The organism is Candidatus Villigracilis saccharophilus, assembly GCF_016711665.1.
Window position 1 is genome coordinate 1 of record NZ_JADJSO010000003.1, and the last position, 16,861, is coordinate 16,861.

The window sequence follows — 16,861 nt, forward strand, 5'->3', positions numbered from 1 at the left end:
CCACATACTCCCCCCACACCTCTCAGCGTATTGCAGATCTCACCGAGCGTGATGTCATTCTCCACGCACTCAATGAACAACGGCATCAAATTCTCTGTGCCTTTGGCCGCATCCACCAATTTGCCTAATAACTCATCAACTCGTTCCTGATTTCTCGTCTCTCTCAGCTTCTTCAACTTCTCGCGCTGTCCCAACTCAATCGACGGGTCAACCTGCAAACGTTCCAACGTGAGAACCTCGTCCACGTTGAATTGATTGACACCGACAACGATATCTTCTTTTCTTTCAATGGCTTGCTGCGCGGCGTAGGCGGCGTTTTGGATTTCGTTTTGCATGTATCCGCGTTCAATGGATTGCAGCGCGCCGCCCATCTCGTCGATCTTGGCGATGTAGTCGAGCGCGCCTTTTTCGATCTCGTCGGTCAGATGTTCGATCAGGTACGAACCCGCCAGCGGATCGATCGAGTCCGCTACGCCTGATTCGTAGGCGATGATCTGCTGGGTACGCAGCGCCACGCGGACAGATTTCTCGGTCGGCAACCACAAGGCTTCATCCATTGAATTGGTATGCAAACTTTGCGTTCCGCCGAGGACGGCGGACAGAGCCTGAAGCGTGACACGCACTACATTATTTTCAGGCTGCTGCGCGGTGAGCGTGGAGCCTGCGGTCTGTGTGTGGAAACGCAATTGCCAACTGGACGGCTTCTTTGCCTTGAACCGTTCGCGCATGATCCTTGCCCACATGCGGCGCGCGGCGCGGAACTTGGCGACTTCTTCGAGCAGGTTGTTGTGCGCGTTGAAGAAGAACGAAAGCTGGCCCGCGAAGGCGTCCACGTCCAAACCAGCTTTGAGCGCGGCTTCCACATAGGCAATGCCGTCCGCAAGCGTGAAGGCCACTTCCTGCACAGCGGTGGAGCCAGCCTCGCGGATGTGATAGCCCGAGATCGAGATCGTGTTCCAATACGGAACTTCTTTTGCACAGAAAGAAAAAATATCGGTGATGAGCCGCATGGACGGAGCAGGCGGGAAAATATACGTCCCGCGCGCCACGTACTCTTTGAGGATGTCATTCTGGATCGTGCCGCGCAACTGGTGCATGTCCGCACCCTGGCGCTTCGCCACCGCAATGTACATCGCCAGCAAAACGCCCGCAGGCGCGTTGATGGTCATGGATGTTGAAACTTTATCAAGCGGAATCTGATCGTACAACTGCATCATGTCATGGATGGAAGAAATGGACACGCCCACCTTCCCGACCTCTCCCTGCGCGATCGGATCATCCGCATCATACCCAATTTGAGTTGGGAGGTCGAAAGCGACACTCAGCCCCGTTTGGCCTTGTGCGAGCAAATAGCGATAGCGCTTGTTGGACTCTTCCGCTGTGGAAAAGCCCGCATACTGACGCATCGTCCAAAAGCGCGAACGATACATCGTCGGCTGCACTCCGCGGGTGTAGGGATATTCTCCAGGGAAGCCTAATTTCTCCTCGTAAGCAGAGTCAGCTTCGGGCGGGAGCGAGAGGCGCGGCACTTCAAGTCCAGATGAATATTCAAAGCGTTCCTTGCGCTCTTTGAATTTTTCCAAAGACTTCTTGAGCGTGTTTTCTTTCCATTTGTTGTATTGATCGTTAAGGGTCATTTTTCACCTATTCTGGAGTCCGACAGCTTGCTGTCGAAGGAAAGATTTTAAGTAAATCGTGCTCCTTCATTCCTTCGATCCAAAGTTTTCTTCAAGTATAAAGCCAACCCAAAATTAGATGTAGGACAAGTGGCACGCTATTCAATGAGCAATGTCCCCATTATTTATCGTACTCCCGTGCTAGAATTCTTCCATCCCGCTTCGAGGCGATCAATGAATCTCATTTCCCGTATCAAACAATCATCCCGTGAACTCATCCTCTTTGCTTCCGCCGCGCTGATGCTTGGCATGGCATTCAGCATGGTCGATGCGACCTTTAATAATTTTCTCAACGACAAATTTGCGTTGACAGGCTTTCAGCGTTCCTTTTTGGAGTTTCCGCGCGAACTGCCTGGATTTTTGGTGGTCTTTGTCTCGGCGGCATTGTGGTTCTTCTGCTCACGCCGACTCAGCATGGTGGCGATGATCCTCAGCGCCGTGGGGGCCGCATTGATCGGTTTTGCATCATCGAATTATTGGTTGATGATCGCCTGGCTTTTCATCTACAGCATGGGACAGCATCTCTTCATGCCGCTCGCCTCCACCATCGGCATGGAACTTGCGCGCGAGGGACAGGATGGGCGCCGTCTGGGACAGATCAACTCCATCCGCAACCTGGCCGCCATTCTGGGAAGTTTCAGCGTGGTATTGGGATTCAAATATCTCGGGTTCACTTTCCAGCACACCTTCGCCATTGCCGCTGTGCTTTTGGGTATCGCCGCTTTCCTGTTGTTCATGATGAAGCCTGAACCAGTCGTCGAAAAGCGCGGCTTTTTACAACTGCATAAGGAATACCGTTTGTATTACATCCTGAATGTGCTGTCGGGTGCGCGCAAGCAGCTCTTCATCACCTTTGCCCCCTGGGTATTGGTCAGCGTATTGAAACAGCCGACCCAGCTCATGGCAACGCTATTCACCATTGGCGGCGTGATCGGGATCCTTTTCCAGCCGCTGCTTGGCTGGGCCATTGACAAACTCGGCGAGCGGATCGTACTGGCTTCAGAAGCGGTCATCCTTGTTTTTGTCTGCATCGGCTATGGATTTGCAAAATTCATCTTCCCCGCTGATACCGCCTATCTGGTGGTGTGCGCCTGCTTCCTGATCGACCAGATGATCTTCTCGGTCGGCATGGCGCGCGCGACCTACATGAAAAAGATCGCACTCCAGCCCGATCATATTCAACCCGCATTGACCGCCGCTGTGACGATTGACCATGTCTTCTCCATCACCGCCGCGCTGGTGGGTGGACTCATCTGGAATACATTCGGTTTCCAGTACGTTTTTCTGCTCGGCATGCTGATCGCTGTGGTTAATTTCTTTACTGCGCTTCGGGTGCGCATTCCAGCCAAAGCCGCAGCCTAGCCTGTCAATTTGACTTTGCTTCACTCGCATAGTATCGATATAAGAACCACACGGATATGGCGCCTAATATGTGCCACAGGGCATGTCCCTGCATGAGACTGCGTTCAAAGCATACGGTGCGGGTATTGTCCAATATCCAAATGATATATGCGCCCGCCAGAAGACCGATACCAACTTGTAATAACCGTAAATCAATTTGCGGTTTATTTTTTGCTCGGAAATAATACTCAAAGACCAGCGCAATGATCAGCACGATGGCAAAGGCGTATCTGCGCGTATCGGGGATGGCGATCTGTAACCAGCTTAGAAAAATGTTGAGGGTTAGAAACAGGCCAAGGGTTGTAATGATGCGCAGCTTCCAGATCCGCTCGAAGGCGTAGACCAGCATAAATGCCGCGAGCAGGAACATCCCAAAGACATCGAAGAACTGACCGATGAAGGTCAATGAGGCGTGATAGAACGCGCTGCCAACGCCGACGATGATGCTGGCGATTCCCATCAGGATGGAATACCCAACTGACAAACGATTTCCTTTGCGTGCAGAAGCAATGATGAACATCCCGCTGAATACAAATGCCAAAGATGAGTAAGTGTTCGCCGCCTGCCGAATGGGACTGTGCGTGTTGGAGGCTTCGCAAAAGCAGCCTGTCTTCAAACAAGTGGCGGGATACCAGCTTTCCCAAGTGTTCGGATTTAACGATAAAAAGATGGCGATTGTTAGCGCCGAGATCAGAATGGCTGCCAGGAGGGGGAACGCAAAGCGTGAGGGTTTATTCATTTACCTTATGTAAAAATTGGAGCGCGGACTTCAGTCCGCGTTTTCCCAATGTCTAACCACGGAGGCGCTGAGACACTGAGAAAACCATTCAAAACTCTGTACCTCCGTGTCTCAGTGGTTCAAAACCAGAGGAGCGAATTGCTCGGTTTATTTGTTATTCTGCAAAAGTCGCAGTCCGAAAAAAAATAGGCTGTTCGAAAAAAGTACGTAAGGTGCGTTATCTGGAGAATTACTGGCAGCCGATCCTACTTCTTATAACGCGTCATGCCATCCAGCAAGTCCAAAACCATTTCCTTCAAGTCGCCGCGATTGGGCAGGGATCCGATCAAGCCGTACATGGGAGCCATCTTGCTCGGCAATCCGCCTCCGCCCCCAAGCAGGGACGAGGCTTTGTCCATCAGGCGCGTGACCCACGCTTCGGGCAGGATCTTGACGAGAAAATTTGCGGTCTTGACCAGCAATTGATTGGCGGTCTTTTCAATGCTCGGCTTGCGGACTGCGCTCGCCGCGTCCGCGAGATCATTCAAAAATTCATCCACCACTTCAACATGTCCGAACTGCACGGTCATGTGCAATGTGGGCGGGAACTGCTGGCGGTCAAGATGCCAGTTGCGTTTTGTCAATTCATCGGCCAGGGCGTACACATCCAGACCGTCGGAGCCGATCGCGAAGACGCTCATCTCCGGGTCGCTGATGACTTTTATTCCGGGCGTGGCATTCACGCCGTCCTGAAAACGCCGCGCAGCTTTCATGACCAGGTCGGTCATTTCGAGATAGCCCGATTCACCCAGATAATTAAGCACGGCCCACGCCGCCGCGATCGGAGCGCCGGGGCGTGTTCCGCCCATGGATGGTGACGGATAAATTCCGCCGGGCCAATTGATCGAGACGAACATTTGATGACGGCGTAACTCCGCTGTTTTGTACAAAATGACCGACGCGCCTTTGGCGGCGTACGCGTACTTGTGCAGGTCCGCTGAGATCGAGGTCACGCCCGGCACAGACAGATCAAAGTCAGGCACGGGATAGCCAAGCTTACGCACAAAAGGCAGCATGAATCCGCCGACGCAGGCATCCGTGTGAAAGAGGAATCCGTGCTCCTGGGCGATCGCCGCCATCTCGCGGATCGGGTCGATCACTCCGTGCGGATAGGCCGGGGCGGAGCCGACCATCAGGATGGTGTTGGCAGTCACAGCCTGACGCGCTGACTCTACATCGGCGCGGTAATCAGCCCGCAGCGCGGTGCGGACCGGCTTCACATCAAAATACTGCGCAGCTTTTTCGAAGGCGGGATGTCCGCTGAGCGGCAGGATCATCTCCGGTTGTGTGATCTCGGGACGGTTTTTTCTTGCCCAATCGCGCGCGGTCTTGACCGTCATCAGGAGTGATTCTGTTCCCCCGGAAGTGACCGTGCCTGCGGCATTGTCGTCCCCGCCCAAAAGCGAAGCCGCCATTGAAACGATCTCGGTTTCAAATTTTCTTAGTGAAGGAAAGGCTGTGGGATTCAAACCGTTCTCGGAGAAAAATAAAAGCGACGCTTCCTTGAGCAGGTCATCCACATCGTGCCCGGCGTGATAGACCAGACTGAAGGCGCGTCCCTTTTGCCATTGCACATCATGGTCGCGCGCGGCGCGCATGGCGGCAAGGACTTCATCTTTGGTTTTACCAGTGGAAGGGAAAGGGAGTGTCATGCGAATAGTTTAGCATGCTTCATTCGCATTTACAAAAAAATCTCTTGCGCATGTCATTGCGAGGAGGGTGCTCTCCCCGACGAAGCAATCTCCTTCGCGCATGGAATTGCTTCGGGCACACCTGCCCTGGCGGGCGGTGTCAGGGAAAACAAAATCGCCCTCGCAATGACATAAACTAAGGCAACGGATGCCAAAGCATCGCGAATAAAATTGCCAGCGAGGCAAACAGCGCGCCGATGGCTGTAAAGATCACACTGATCTCAGTGGTCTCAGTAATCGTCATTAATCGCGTGGGAAGATTTTTAAAAACTTCCTCCAATTCACTTGCGCTCGCGGCGAGATGATACGTGCCGCCGGTCAAGTCAGACACCTGCTTGAGCGTTTCTTCATCGATCTCCCTGCGGAATCCGCCGCCCCCTCCGCCGAATGATCCGCCAAATTGGTCAGTAGTACTTTGAGACTGAAACCCTCCACAGCTCGGGATGGTGTTGTTGTGGTCTGTACCAAACCCAATGGTGTAGACCCTGATCCCGCGATCAGCGGAGAGCTGCGCAGCAAGCAATGGATGCGCGCCTGTGGTATTGACCCCGTCTGTCAGCAGAACCACAATAGCCGGGATATATTCTCCCTGCGGCAGTGGCTGTGGTTGTTCCCCGGAATACGGACTGAGCACGCTGTCATCAAACTCAGCGATCGCGTCAAGAGAAACAAGGATACCTTCCCCAATGGCGGTCCTGCGGGCGGTAGATAAATTTTTTATGGCGGTTTCCAACAATTCACGATCGGTGGTGGGAGGCTGGATTACCGCGGCAAACCCGGCGAATGCCACGATCCCGATCTGCGCATTCGCATCCTGTAACTGGACAAAGGTCAACGCCGCAGATTTCGCCGCCTCCAAACGGCTCGGCAAAATATCGGTGGAGCACATGCTCCTCGAAACGTCGATCGCCAAAATGATCGTTGAATTTGAAGATGGGACTTTTATGGTGGAGGTCGGGCGGGTCAACGCGACAGTCAGGCTGGACAACGCCAGCAGGAACAACGCGAACGGAAGATGCCTCCGCCATTGAGATTGTTTTGGCAGCGCCTCGCGCACAAGCGATAAGCTCGAATAGCGCACAGCAAAAGGCTTGCGGCGGCGCAAGATCAAAATGTAGATAAGGATCAATACCGGGATCAAGACCCACAAATATAGGAATCCAGGCCAGAGCATTTCCATAACAACCTCTTTTATTTATGAGAAATGTCGCTGCGAGGCGCTTTTGCATTTAGCCGAAGCAGCCTCCTGATAACTAGCAGGTTGCTTCGTCGGGAAGAGCACGAGCCCTCCTCGCAACGACATATCACTACGGCACATGACTAAACCAAAGCAGGGATAACATACCGCCAACCAGCAGGATCAGGATGCTCAGACCTGCGAAGATGGCGGTCACTTCTGTTTCATCCTGAGCGATCACAAGCTGCGGTTCAATACTTTCATAGATCGTCTCCAGATCTTCTTCTGTTTGAGCGTTGAAGTACAGTCCCTGAGTGAGTCCGGCGATTTGCTGGAGCGCGGCTTCATCCACTTTGGTATGGACGGTGAATCCGTTGACTTCGAGATCGATCCCCTCCACACTGCCGATGGCGACCGTATGAATTTTCACGCCCCGCTCAGCGGCGAACTGCGCTGCCTCCAAAGGATCAGGGTTTACATTATTTTCGCCGTCGGTCAGTAAAACGATCATTGCAGAGTCTTCCGCGACCGGTTCTGGCGCGGGGGTTGGAGTCTCGGGTTGTTGATCACCGCTGACGATTGGCTCCTGCCCGGTAATGGTCGCGATCGTATTCAGGGACACAATGATCCCGCTTGCGAGAGAAGTCCCGCGCTGGGGTTTTAGACGATCTATCGAAGCAAGAATCGCAGCCTGGTCGTTTGATGGCAACTCAACAGAAAATCCGCTTTCACTGAAAGCAACGACACCAACTTGTACAGAGGATGGCTGGCGTGACACAAAATCTTTTGCGACCGCTTTCGCCGCTTCCAACCTGGTCGGCTCAAAATCTTCCGCAGACATGCTACCGGAGACATCGAACGCGAGGATGACGATGCCCTCCACTTTGGGGAGTCCCAGCACCATTTGCGGCCGCGCCAATGCGACAAATAAAATTGCCAGCCCTAGCAAAAATAATATTGCAGGAATGTGGCGGCGCGAACCAACTCCACGCCCTGAGGCTTGCTGCACCAGGCCAAGACTGCCATAACGCACAGCATATTGACTGCGACGTTTTTGCATGCGCAGATACAACAAGACCAAAAGCGGAATTGCCATCAAAGACCAAAGCAATGCGGGCCAGATGAATGACATGATCATTTCCGCTGCTGGCGGCGGATCGTCGCAAAACGCACGATCGCGCGGATCAGATCTTCTTCGGTCGAGAGCGGCAGCGCATCCACGCCGGCGCGCTTGAAGGTCTCAGTCAATGTTTTTTCGCGCTGCGCCGCAACTTCTTTAAAACGCTGGCGGAATTTTTTATCGTGCGTGTCCACATACAACTGCTCGCCGGTCTCCGCGTCCTCCATCACGATCGTGCCGATATCGGGCAGTTCCATTTCGCGCGGATCCCACAAACGGATCACGATCACCTCATGGCGCTGACTCAATAAGTTGAGCGACTTCTCCCAGCCCGGCGCGCTGATGAAATCTGAGATCACAAAAACAAGCGAACGCTTTTTGATGGCATTCAATCCGCTATTGAATAACGGAGCGAGATCGGTGATCGAGCCTTGCTTTTGACGCGGCTGTTTCAACAGATCATTGATGATGCGCAGGACTTGATTCCGTCCGCCTCTGGCCGGGACCGTGTGCTGGACGCTGCTCCCATACATCATCGCCCCGACTCGGTTCCCGTGACGGGTCAATATCCGCGCGAGTGTGGCGACAAAATCAATTAAGACATTTCTTTTTTGATTATCGAGCTTGCCAAAATCCACGGAGGGACTCAGGTCAAGCAGGAACCACGCGATGACTTCGCGGTCTTCCACATACTTGCGGACGTAAGGCGTGTTCATGCGCGCGCTGACATTCCAATCAATGTAGCGAATATCATCCTCGGGTTGATATTCGCGCAGATCGGCAAAGTCCACACCGGAGCCGTAGAACAGACTGCGATAATCACCCTGCAGATAACCGTCCAACCTGCGGATGACCTGCCAGTCCAGCCGATGCAGGATTCGTTCAGGCGTTGGCGCGGATGTTGAAATGTTCATTCAATGGCACCACAGGAACTGGAATGCGGTCAAGGATCTTGGTCAATAGATCATCACTGCTTATATTGTCGGAGAGAGCTTCATAAGTCAGCACCAGTCTGTGACGGATCACATCCAGCGCCATATCGAGCACGTCCTGCGGAAGTGCATAATTCCGTCCACGGACAAATGCCAGCGCGCGCGCAGTCAGGATCAAGTTAATCGAAGCGCGCGGGCTTGCGCCGAACATGATGTAGCGTTCCAGATCAGCCACACCTACATCCTTTGGCTTGCGCGTGGCGGTGACGATCTTCACGGCATATTCCATGAGCACCGGGTCCACATAAACCTGGTCAACTAGTTTTTGCAGATCGATCAATTGATCGGTGGTGATTATCTTTTGCGCTTCGGCGAAGGCACTGGTCATGCGTTCCACGATGACAAATTCCTCTGTCGCAGTTGGGTAGCCCACCAACACCTTAAGCATGAAGCGGTCAACCTGCGCTTCGGGCAGCGCATATGTCCCTTCCGTTTCAATCGGATTCTGGGTCGCAAGCACAAGGAACGGACTCGGCACTTTGTGAGTCTCTCGGCCAATGGTCACCTGTTTTTCCTGCATCACTTCAAGCAGTGCGCTTTGCACTTTGGCAGGCGCGCGGTTGATCTCATCGGCTAACAATAAATTAGTAAATACAGGGCCAAGGGAAGTATTGAACTCGCCTGTCTTTTGGTTATAGATGCGAGTTCCGATCAGGTCGGCAGGGACAAGATCGGGTGTAAATTGAATGCGCTTGAATTCGCCGCCGATCGCATCCGCCAGGGTTTTGATCGCCATGGTTTTCGCGAGGCCCGGCACACCTTCCACAAGGATATGTCCGCGCGCCAGCAGAGCGACGATCAAGCGTTCCAACAAATGATCCTGTCCAACGATCACCTTCTTCACTTCATACAATAATCGTTCCATCGGCAGTTTGCTATTTAAGTTTGAATCCATTTGTCATCTCCTAATTTTTTTAGTAGGGGCGACCCGCCCAGCGAAAGCCAGGTTGACAGCAATGCGGTCGCCCCTGCTGCAAGGTAAATAATTAATACGGCGGAGAACCCATCCCGCCAATCGCGGTCATGATCGGCACGGCGAAACCAATGCCGACAAAAAAATTATCTTCGGTTGGATTTAAGATACCTGTAACAATTCCGATCACGTGGCCATCGCGATTTAAGAGCGGTCCGCCCGAATTACCGGGGTTGATGGCGGCATCCACCTGGATCATGCCTTGAATTTCAAAATCACTGCCTTTCGAGCGGAACACACGGTCAAACCCTGAGATCACCCCCGAGCTCATCGAGCTGTACAAACCGAACGGATTCCCCACCACAAAAGCCTCGTCACCCACCCGCATCGAGTTCGGATTCCCCAAAACGGCCGGGACAACACTAAGCGGTGTGTCGAGCGCCTGAATCACAGCTATATCATTTTCCGGCTGTTCAAGCACGATCTCAGCTTCGGATTCAGTACCATCTGCAAAGGTGACTTTGATGGTCGTTGATCCTTCAACAACATGCAAACTGGTAAGGATATTCCCAAATGAATCGACAACGACGCCGCTTCCCAACCCGTGATCTGCCTTGGCGTTCTTATGGGTTTCCTCCACCTCGATCAGCACAAGCGACGGGCGAATGATCTGATACACATTGGCAGAATACGCGGCAGGAGGCGTGGCGGATGCCAATGCGCTTGCAACTGAGTCATTCACATCACCGACAGTTAATTGAGTTGGTTTGACAAACAGGAGGTTGTAAAGAATAAAAGCCAGCAGCGCAGACAGAATACCAGAGCCGAACGGAACCCCGCGTTTCAGCCATGCAAAAAATATCTTAATGCGCCCCCGCAATGAATCAGATCGTGAAACAGATGGTTCGTTCATGCGCTTTTCCTTTACCTTTAAAATTGAGCAGGAAGGGCGTACACGACGGGTCAAGTAAATGCTTCAGTGCATATTGGAAAATAGCCTTGCTTCAAAAATATAAAGCAATTATCTTAGATAAAGATGAGTGAATTTGTCCAATTCTTACATCCCACGGCAAACCAAAGAGTAAATTAAATTTTCCGCAAGGCGAACAGGTATATCCCGCCTGAGACAAACAATATCAATAGGATACCCAATGGACTTGCCAGCCAATTGGGACCTGCAAACATCAAAGGAAATCCTCCCAACAGAACCGCAACGCCCAACACCAAACTTGCGGCTAGAGCGGGTGATGATGGCATCAATCGTCCCAGCGCAGCAAGTGAAAGCGGGGTGACAGATTGCAGGAAGAATACGCCTGCCAGCAAAAGCCAAAGCGTATCAGCCCGAAAAGCCAGCAGAAAGGCGCTTGATAGCACAGCGATGATCGTGTACCTGAGCCAACCGAATCGATCTGCCGCAAAGCCGCCAAATAATTTTCCAAGCCCGGCTGCCAATGCAATCAACAAGGCCATTTGACTGTATCCCGTCGCAGTTGATTGGACGCCCGTCCAGACGATGGATCGCAAGGCAACTGCCAACACAAGCGCAAACGCGAGCAGCTCGAACTTCATTCCGCTGGAAGCTGGATCAGGTTGCGGTGAAATGTCCCGGACAATGGGGAAGAACCAAAGCAGCGCAGCCAGTATGCTCAGCGTAAGCACAAATGCAATGATCGTGGTGACTGAAAAATAAAAGCCCAACTGAGAACCAATTGCCAATCCGATCACTCCGAACGCGGTAAAAACTGCGGGACCCGCCGCGCGGTTGGGTGTGCTGGTAAGCGCAACCGATCCGCCGCCGGCATGGAAGATCGCAGATCCCAACCCGGCGAGTAGAATCCCCCACGTTAAACTGAACCATGTCAATGTTAAAGAAAGAGCCGAGAGGAATAATCCAATTGAGGCGGCGCGGCGCGGTACGTTATATGTATCCAATATCAAACCGACAACCGGCTGCAATCCGAATGCCAGTACGTTGTAAAACAGAATGTAATCAATAGCGGGGAGCGAGCTGAGCATCAATACTTGCACAACCAGGAATCCAGCCACAGCATCAGAGGCGCCGTGAGCCAATCCGGTCAATGCAGGCAGGCTGAGGCTTTTCATCAGGCGTTCAGCAGAAGGATGGGCAGAAGGATTATCAAATAGCTTGCGCTGTTGGCAGCCAGGCTGACGATCCAGTTTCGAATCCTGCCATCACGCTTCATCAACATCAATACACCGCCCTCAATCACTACTGAAAGGACAAATCCGATCGCCAGCAAAATGTACGGATCGGAATAAAAACCCACCACGATCAATACACCGCCGAAAATTGTGGAAGTCACATTCATCAACAAGGATGCCAACAGACTCCGCCCAAATGTTCCCCACTTGAACAGAAGCATCACGACCGCCTCGGCAACAGAGATGACAATGGTCAAAACGATCAAAGCGGCAAAACTGAAGGCTGCTACCGCAACCAACGTTGCCGGCCCGGCTACATCGTATGGAATGGAAGTAAACATGAGTTCTCCTTTATATCCTTTTGAATTCCTGTAAGCGTCGAAGCGCTTCACAAGTTAAAAACCCCGTTATTCAACGGGGCTTTTAACTTCTACTGCTTTATGCTTGGGAAAAGGCCATATCTCTCCCTCTACTCCTTTTGCGAGAAAAAAATCTCCCGCGCGGACAGTTTGTATTCCTTCGAGTGAGTGGACCACCACCATCTGATCTTCATCCCCGTCTGTTAGATCGGTAAGAGGCACAAGCATGGTGATGGCGCTCTTAATGCAATACCCCGGGCTGACAATAACATAAGATTTATCAAAAATCGCCGCATCCACAGGCCAGACATCATCAGGCGTGTCCACTTCGCTGACAAGCATGTCCCCTCTTGTCACGGTCAGACGCGCGCCCCACGGGGTAAGGACCTCCATCGTTTGTGGTTCATCATCCGCCGGTAAAAATGGGAAAACCCGCCGCCGATCCAGATTGCGATGGGGTCTGAAATTCAATGACTTTAAGATCGGGTCATCCGGTGTAATAACAATTGGATCTTTCATAGATACTCCACAAAAATGATATCCTTTCATATTGTAATTTGTAAACAGGAGATAAGCAATCTGATATTTTCACACTTGTATGCGCCCGGTCCCTGTGCTATAAGAAACCCCATGAACAAACTCATCATCATCGTCGGCCCGAGCGGAGTCGGCAAAACCACACTGGCGCGCGCCTTATGCCAGAAACAAGGTTTTGCAATGGCGTATGAGCAGCACAGTGAACGGCCATTTCAAACTCTTTTCAAACAAGATCCGAAATACGCGCTTGCAAATCAAATGGATTATCTGATGGTTCGCGCAGAACAGGAATACATATTACGTCAAAGCGATAAACCTGCATTAATGGATGGCGGACTCGATCTGGATTTTTTCGGATTCACGCGCCTCTTCCATTTGCACGGATGGCTAAGCGATGAGGAATTCAATCTCTGTCAGCGCTTCCACACATTGACCCGCAGCCTGCTCCCGCCCCCGGACTTGATCATCGCGTTGAGCGCATCCGCCAAAACCATCAGCGAGAGACTGTCCGCTCGAAACAGGATCAATATCGCGTCTAGTGAAGATGCGGAGTCGTTAAGCAGATTCACCAACGAGTGGCTGGAATCCATTTCAGAAGATCAGATCATCAGACTCGATATCTCACACGAAGGCATGGACTACGCTCACAGCGTTCCCATCATTCTTGATAAAATTAGATCATGATCCACCTGCGCTCCATCACGAATAAAGATGCTAATGAAAAAGAGGGCTTTCCTTTCAACGTGCCTGTCATCCGCGCACTGCGGGAGATCGAGTTCCACGCGCCTGTGACTTTTTTCGTCGGCGAGAACGGTTCAGGCAAATCCACCTTGATGGAGACCATCGCGTGCGCGGCAGGTTCTGTGACCGTTGGAAGTGAAAGCGTAAAAACCGACCCGTCACTCGCGCACGTCCGCAGCCTTGCCAACCACCTGCGCCTCACGTGGACAAAACGCACACACCGGGGTTTCTTTTTACGCGCAGAAGATTTCTTTGGATACGCAAAACAAATGGCGCACACCCGCCAGGAATTGGAAGACGACTTAAGAAAAGTAGAGGAAGAATATAAGGGTCGTTCAAAACTCGCCAAGGACCTTGCGAAATTACCGCATGCAAATGAACTGCACGCGATAAAGAGCCGCTACGGTGATGGTCTGGACACGCGCTCGCACGGTGAAAGTTTTCTGGCATTGTTCCAATCGCGCTTTATTCCGAATGGGCTATATCTTCTTGATGAGCCTGAAGCGCCCCTTTCCCCCATCCGCCAACTGGCATTTCTTTCCGCGCTCAAACAAATGATCGCCCAGGATTCGCAGTTCATCATCGCCACCCACTCACCGATCATTATGGCATTCCCAGACGCGGAGATATTAAGTTTCGACGGCGGGCAGATCCGCAGGGTGAAGTATGAAGAGTTGGAGCATGTCACTTTAACAAAGGCATTCCTGAATGACCCGCAAGCGTATCTCAGACATTTATAACCTTTCAAAAACGCAAGGTGCAAAAACAAGCCAGGACGGGAAAGATAAACGAATTGTCATACAATACAGCTATCAGTCGTTAGGATGCCCCCCTCATCCTGGCGGCTGATATTTTTTAAGGATTTTTTAAATGCGAGAATTCGTTGAACATTGGAAGCAGCAAGCCCGTCAACTGAAGCTCGAAGTCTACGCGCTCTATCTGGCCTATCAAGATCCGCGCGTTCCCTGGTCTGCAAGAGTTTTTACGGCTTGCGTGGTCGGATATGCTTTCAGCCCGATAGACCTGATCCCGGATTTCATTCCCGTGCTGGGATATTTGGATGATCTGATCTTAATTCCTTTTGGAATTAAGATCGCAATATCCATGATCCCGGCAATTGTAATGACCGAAAGCCGCGCGAAAGCACAGGAGATCATTCGTCAAGGCAAACCTGTAAATCGAATAGCCGCCGTCATTATTGTCTTGATCTGGCTTTTCCTTGCGGCATGTATCATCGCTTTTATTGTGCAAAATTGATTTCGTAATACCCACCCATCTCAGCGCATCCATATCACATGACAAACAGAACCATTTCCCACATTATCGAACCACAGCTCGTTATCGAAGGTGCGGGCGTTTTATTAAGGCGTTCCATCTCTCCGCGCGCCAGCAACGAATACGATCCCTTCCTGCTCTTTGACCATTTTGCATTCAATAATCCGCTCGAAGGTCCCATTCGCGGATTCCCCACCCACCCGCATCGCGGCATCGAAACCGTCACCTACATGCTCGAAGGCTCGGTCAACCACCGCGACAGCCTCGGCAATGCGGGCAAGATCGGCGCCGGCGATGTGCAATGGATGACTTCGGGTCGCGGCATTCTGCACGAGGAAATGCCCCGTCGCAGTGAAAACGGTAATATTTACGGATTTCAACTCTGGGTGAACCTGCCCGCCGCGCAAAAGATGAGTCAACCGCGCTATCAGGAAGTCGCTGCCAACGCCATCCCCGTGGTTGAAAAGGATGGAGTGACCATTCGACTCGTGGCTGGAGAATTTGACGGTGTCCGTGGACCTGTGACCGAGATCGCCGCCTCGCCTCTTTACATGGACGTGAAGCTGGCACCCGGTTCGAGTTTCATTTATCCAGTCCCAAGCGGACACACCACCCTCGCGTACGTCTTCGAAGGCACGGGCGAATTTGGTGAGCAAATTGTCGAATCCGTCAGCATGGTTGTCTTCAACGATGACGGCGACCAGATCGAAGTTAAGAGCGAGAGCGGGGTGCAGTTCATGCTCATCTCAGGCGCGCCTTTCAAGGAGCCCATCGTTCCCTACGGACCGTTCGTCATGAACACCGTCGAAGAAATTCAACAGGCGATCCAAGACCTGCGCAACGGAACGTTCGTAAAGTAATTTCATATTCACAATGAAAAAGAGATCACCAGATATAATTTGGTGGTCTCTTTTTTTTCTATCAATCCATGGAGAAAACATGACACAGGTGCTGTACGGCGAAAGACTTGGCAAGCAAGGCGAACTTCGGGTTGGATGCTCGGCAACCATCTTCGATGAAAAACGTGAAAAGGTTCTGCTCACCAAACGCACAGACAATGGACGCTGGTGCCTGCCAGGCGGTCACATGGAGTCGGGCGAGTCTGCGGCTGAGGCATGTGAAAGGGAAGTGTTGGAGGAAACAGGTTTGAATGTGCGCGTGACGCGCCTGATCGGTGTGTACAGCGATCCAAATCAACTGGTCATTTACCGTGATGGAAACAAGGCATTCTTTGTGATCATGAGTTTTGAAGCAGAGATCATCGAAGGTGAACTTGGACTGAGCGACGAAACAACCGACGCAGGCTATTTTTCACTGGCCGAGATGGAGAACATGCCCATACACGCCAATCACAAAGCCCGCGTGGAAGATGCACTCATCGGCGGCGAGACGTTGATCAAATGATCTTTCGCCACTTTATAAATCTGCAAGTGTTCTCTATATAACTTTATCGGAGGCGCTATGCTTGCAAACTTATCAGATCGTTTTTACAAATGGACAAAGGGCTGGCTGATCATCGTTCTGTTCATATTGGATGCGTTCTTCGGCGGATTTCTTTTGCCCCTCATTCAAGGCATGCTGCAGGATGGCAAAGGCGGGGTGATGCCGCTCGACCTGATGCTCTTTGCCCCGCCAGAAAAAATATTCGGCATGATCGAAAGATATGGCGAATTCAACCGCCCGTTCTATCGCAATGTGGAACTGACGGTGGATATCATCTACCCCATTGTGTATCTATTTTTCTTCGGCTTGTTAATCTCATGGCTTTTTCAACGTGGATTTGCATCCAGCAGCCCGATGCGAAAATACAACATCATGCCTTTGGGCGCGTGGTTCTTTGATCTGTTTGAAAACATCGTTATTGTGATCCTGCTCTCGGTATTTCCATCGCAACCGACAGCGTTCGCGTGGATTCTCATGCTCCTGACTACAGTCAAATGGCTGTTCGCAGGCGCGAGCATTTTATTAATATTGACCGGCCTGGTTATGGCGATCAAGAATAAATTCAGAATTCAAATATAGGGGCGAGGTGACCTCG

The 16,861-nt window shown here is 51.8% G+C and carries 18 protein-coding genes; 7 read left to right on the forward strand and 11 right to left on the reverse strand.

The window, feature by feature from the left end; all coding sequences use genetic code 11:
* Window positions 1–1,637 (reverse strand): methylmalonyl-CoA mutase family protein (locus IPL17_RS01640; protein WP_345305335.1); only part of this gene is annotated, 1,637 nt, incomplete at its 3' end.
* A 213-nt stretch (window positions 1,638–1,850) separates the two neighbouring features.
* Between IPL17_RS01640 and IPL17_RS01645 the strand changes: the two genes are divergently transcribed.
* Window positions 1,851–3,038: an MFS transporter gene (locus tag IPL17_RS01645; RefSeq protein WP_345305336.1), complete on the forward strand. Its 1,188-nt coding sequence runs from the start codon at window positions 1,851–1,853 to the stop codon at window positions 3,036–3,038.
* A 4-nt stretch (window positions 3,039–3,042) separates the two neighbouring features.
* On the opposite strand, the gene IPL17_RS01650 is transcribed toward IPL17_RS01645, so the two are convergent.
* The 10 genes from IPL17_RS01650 to IPL17_RS01695 all read right to left on the reverse strand — a co-directional run bounded on the left by IPL17_RS01650 (window position 3,043) and on the right by IPL17_RS01695 (window position 12,789).
* A complete protein-coding gene (locus IPL17_RS01650; RefSeq protein WP_345305337.1) occupies window positions 3,043–3,816 on the reverse strand; it encodes a ceramidase domain-containing protein in 774 nt (257 codons plus the stop codon).
* Window positions 3,817–4,061: 245 nt separating this feature from the next.
* On the reverse strand, window positions 4,062–5,507 hold the full coding sequence (locus tag IPL17_RS01655; RefSeq protein ID WP_345305338.1) for an aspartate aminotransferase family protein: 1,446 nt from the start codon (window positions 5,505–5,507) through the stop codon (window positions 4,062–4,064).
* A gap of 175 nt (window positions 5,508–5,682) precedes the next feature.
* Complete coding sequence (locus tag IPL17_RS01660; RefSeq protein ID WP_345305339.1) at window positions 5,683–6,726, reverse strand: VWA domain-containing protein; 1,044 nt, start codon at window positions 6,724–6,726, stop codon at window positions 5,683–5,685.
* Window positions 6,727–6,853: 127 nt separating this feature from the next.
* Window positions 6,854–7,855 (reverse strand): VWA domain-containing protein, encoded by a 1,002-nt coding sequence (locus IPL17_RS01665; protein WP_345305340.1) that lies wholly within the window; start codon window positions 7,853–7,855, stop codon window positions 6,854–6,856.
* A gap of 2 nt (window positions 7,856–7,857) precedes the next feature.
* Complete coding sequence (locus IPL17_RS01670) at window positions 7,858–8,757, reverse strand: DUF58 domain-containing protein (protein ID WP_345305341.1); 900 nt, start codon at window positions 8,755–8,757, stop codon at window positions 7,858–7,860.
* Window positions 8,726–9,730, reverse strand: a complete 1,005-nt coding sequence (locus IPL17_RS01675) for a MoxR family ATPase (protein WP_345305342.1) — start codon at window positions 9,728–9,730, stop codon at window positions 8,726–8,728. Before IPL17_RS01675 ends, IPL17_RS01670 begins: the two co-directional genes overlap by 32 nt.
* A gap of 91 nt (window positions 9,731–9,821) precedes the next feature.
* The gene (locus IPL17_RS01680; RefSeq protein ID WP_345305343.1) at window positions 9,822–10,661 is read right to left on the reverse strand and encodes a trypsin-like peptidase domain-containing protein; all 840 of its coding nucleotides are present in this window, start codon (window positions 10,659–10,661) and stop codon (window positions 9,822–9,824) included.
* A gap of 173 nt (window positions 10,662–10,834) precedes the next feature.
* Window positions 10,835–11,851, reverse strand: coding sequence for a hypothetical protein (locus IPL17_RS01685; protein WP_345305344.1), 1,017 nt, complete (start codon window positions 11,849–11,851; stop codon window positions 10,835–10,837).
* Entirely contained in the window at window positions 11,851–12,252 is a 402-nt protein-coding gene (locus tag IPL17_RS01690) for a hypothetical protein (protein WP_345305345.1), read from the reverse strand. Before IPL17_RS01690 ends, IPL17_RS01685 begins: the two co-directional genes overlap by 1 nt.
* A 66-nt stretch (window positions 12,253–12,318) precedes the next feature.
* Window positions 12,319–12,789 carry a hypothetical protein gene (locus tag IPL17_RS01695; protein ID WP_345305346.1) on the reverse strand — a complete coding sequence of 157 codons (471 nt, stop codon included), beginning with the start codon at window positions 12,787–12,789 and terminating at the stop codon, window positions 12,319–12,321.
* A 111-nt stretch (window positions 12,790–12,900) separates the two neighbouring features.
* On the opposite strand from IPL17_RS01695, the gene IPL17_RS01700 reads away from it, so the two are divergent.
* The 6 genes from IPL17_RS01700 (at window position 12,901) to IPL17_RS01725 (ending at window position 16,845) form a co-directional block, all read left to right on the forward strand.
* Window positions 12,901–13,491, forward strand: a complete 591-nt coding sequence (locus IPL17_RS01700) for a deoxynucleoside kinase (protein ID WP_345305347.1) — start codon at window positions 12,901–12,903, stop codon at window positions 13,489–13,491.
* Window positions 13,488–14,288 (forward strand): AAA family ATPase, encoded by an 801-nt coding sequence (locus IPL17_RS01705; RefSeq protein ID WP_345305348.1) that lies wholly within the window; start codon window positions 13,488–13,490, stop codon window positions 14,286–14,288. The genes IPL17_RS01700 and IPL17_RS01705 overlap by 4 nt, the downstream gene beginning before the upstream one ends.
* A 130-nt stretch (window positions 14,289–14,418) precedes the next feature.
* Window positions 14,419–14,805: a YkvA family protein gene (locus tag IPL17_RS01710; protein WP_345305349.1), complete on the forward strand. Its 387-nt coding sequence runs from the start codon at window positions 14,419–14,421 to the stop codon at window positions 14,803–14,805.
* A 38-nt stretch (window positions 14,806–14,843) separates the two neighbouring features.
* The gene (locus IPL17_RS01715; RefSeq protein WP_345305350.1) at window positions 14,844–15,683 is read left to right on the forward strand and encodes a pirin family protein; all 840 of its coding nucleotides are present in this window, start codon (window positions 14,844–14,846) and stop codon (window positions 15,681–15,683) included.
* A gap of 79 nt (window positions 15,684–15,762) precedes the next feature.
* The gene (locus tag IPL17_RS01720; protein WP_345305351.1) at window positions 15,763–16,227 is read left to right on the forward strand and encodes an NUDIX domain-containing protein; all 465 of its coding nucleotides are present in this window, start codon (window positions 15,763–15,765) and stop codon (window positions 16,225–16,227) included.
* Between the two features lie 57 nt (window positions 16,228–16,284).
* The gene (locus tag IPL17_RS01725) at window positions 16,285–16,845 is read left to right on the forward strand and encodes a hypothetical protein (protein WP_345305352.1); all 561 of its coding nucleotides are present in this window, start codon (window positions 16,285–16,287) and stop codon (window positions 16,843–16,845) included.
* Window positions 16,846–16,861 lie beyond the last annotated feature (16 nt).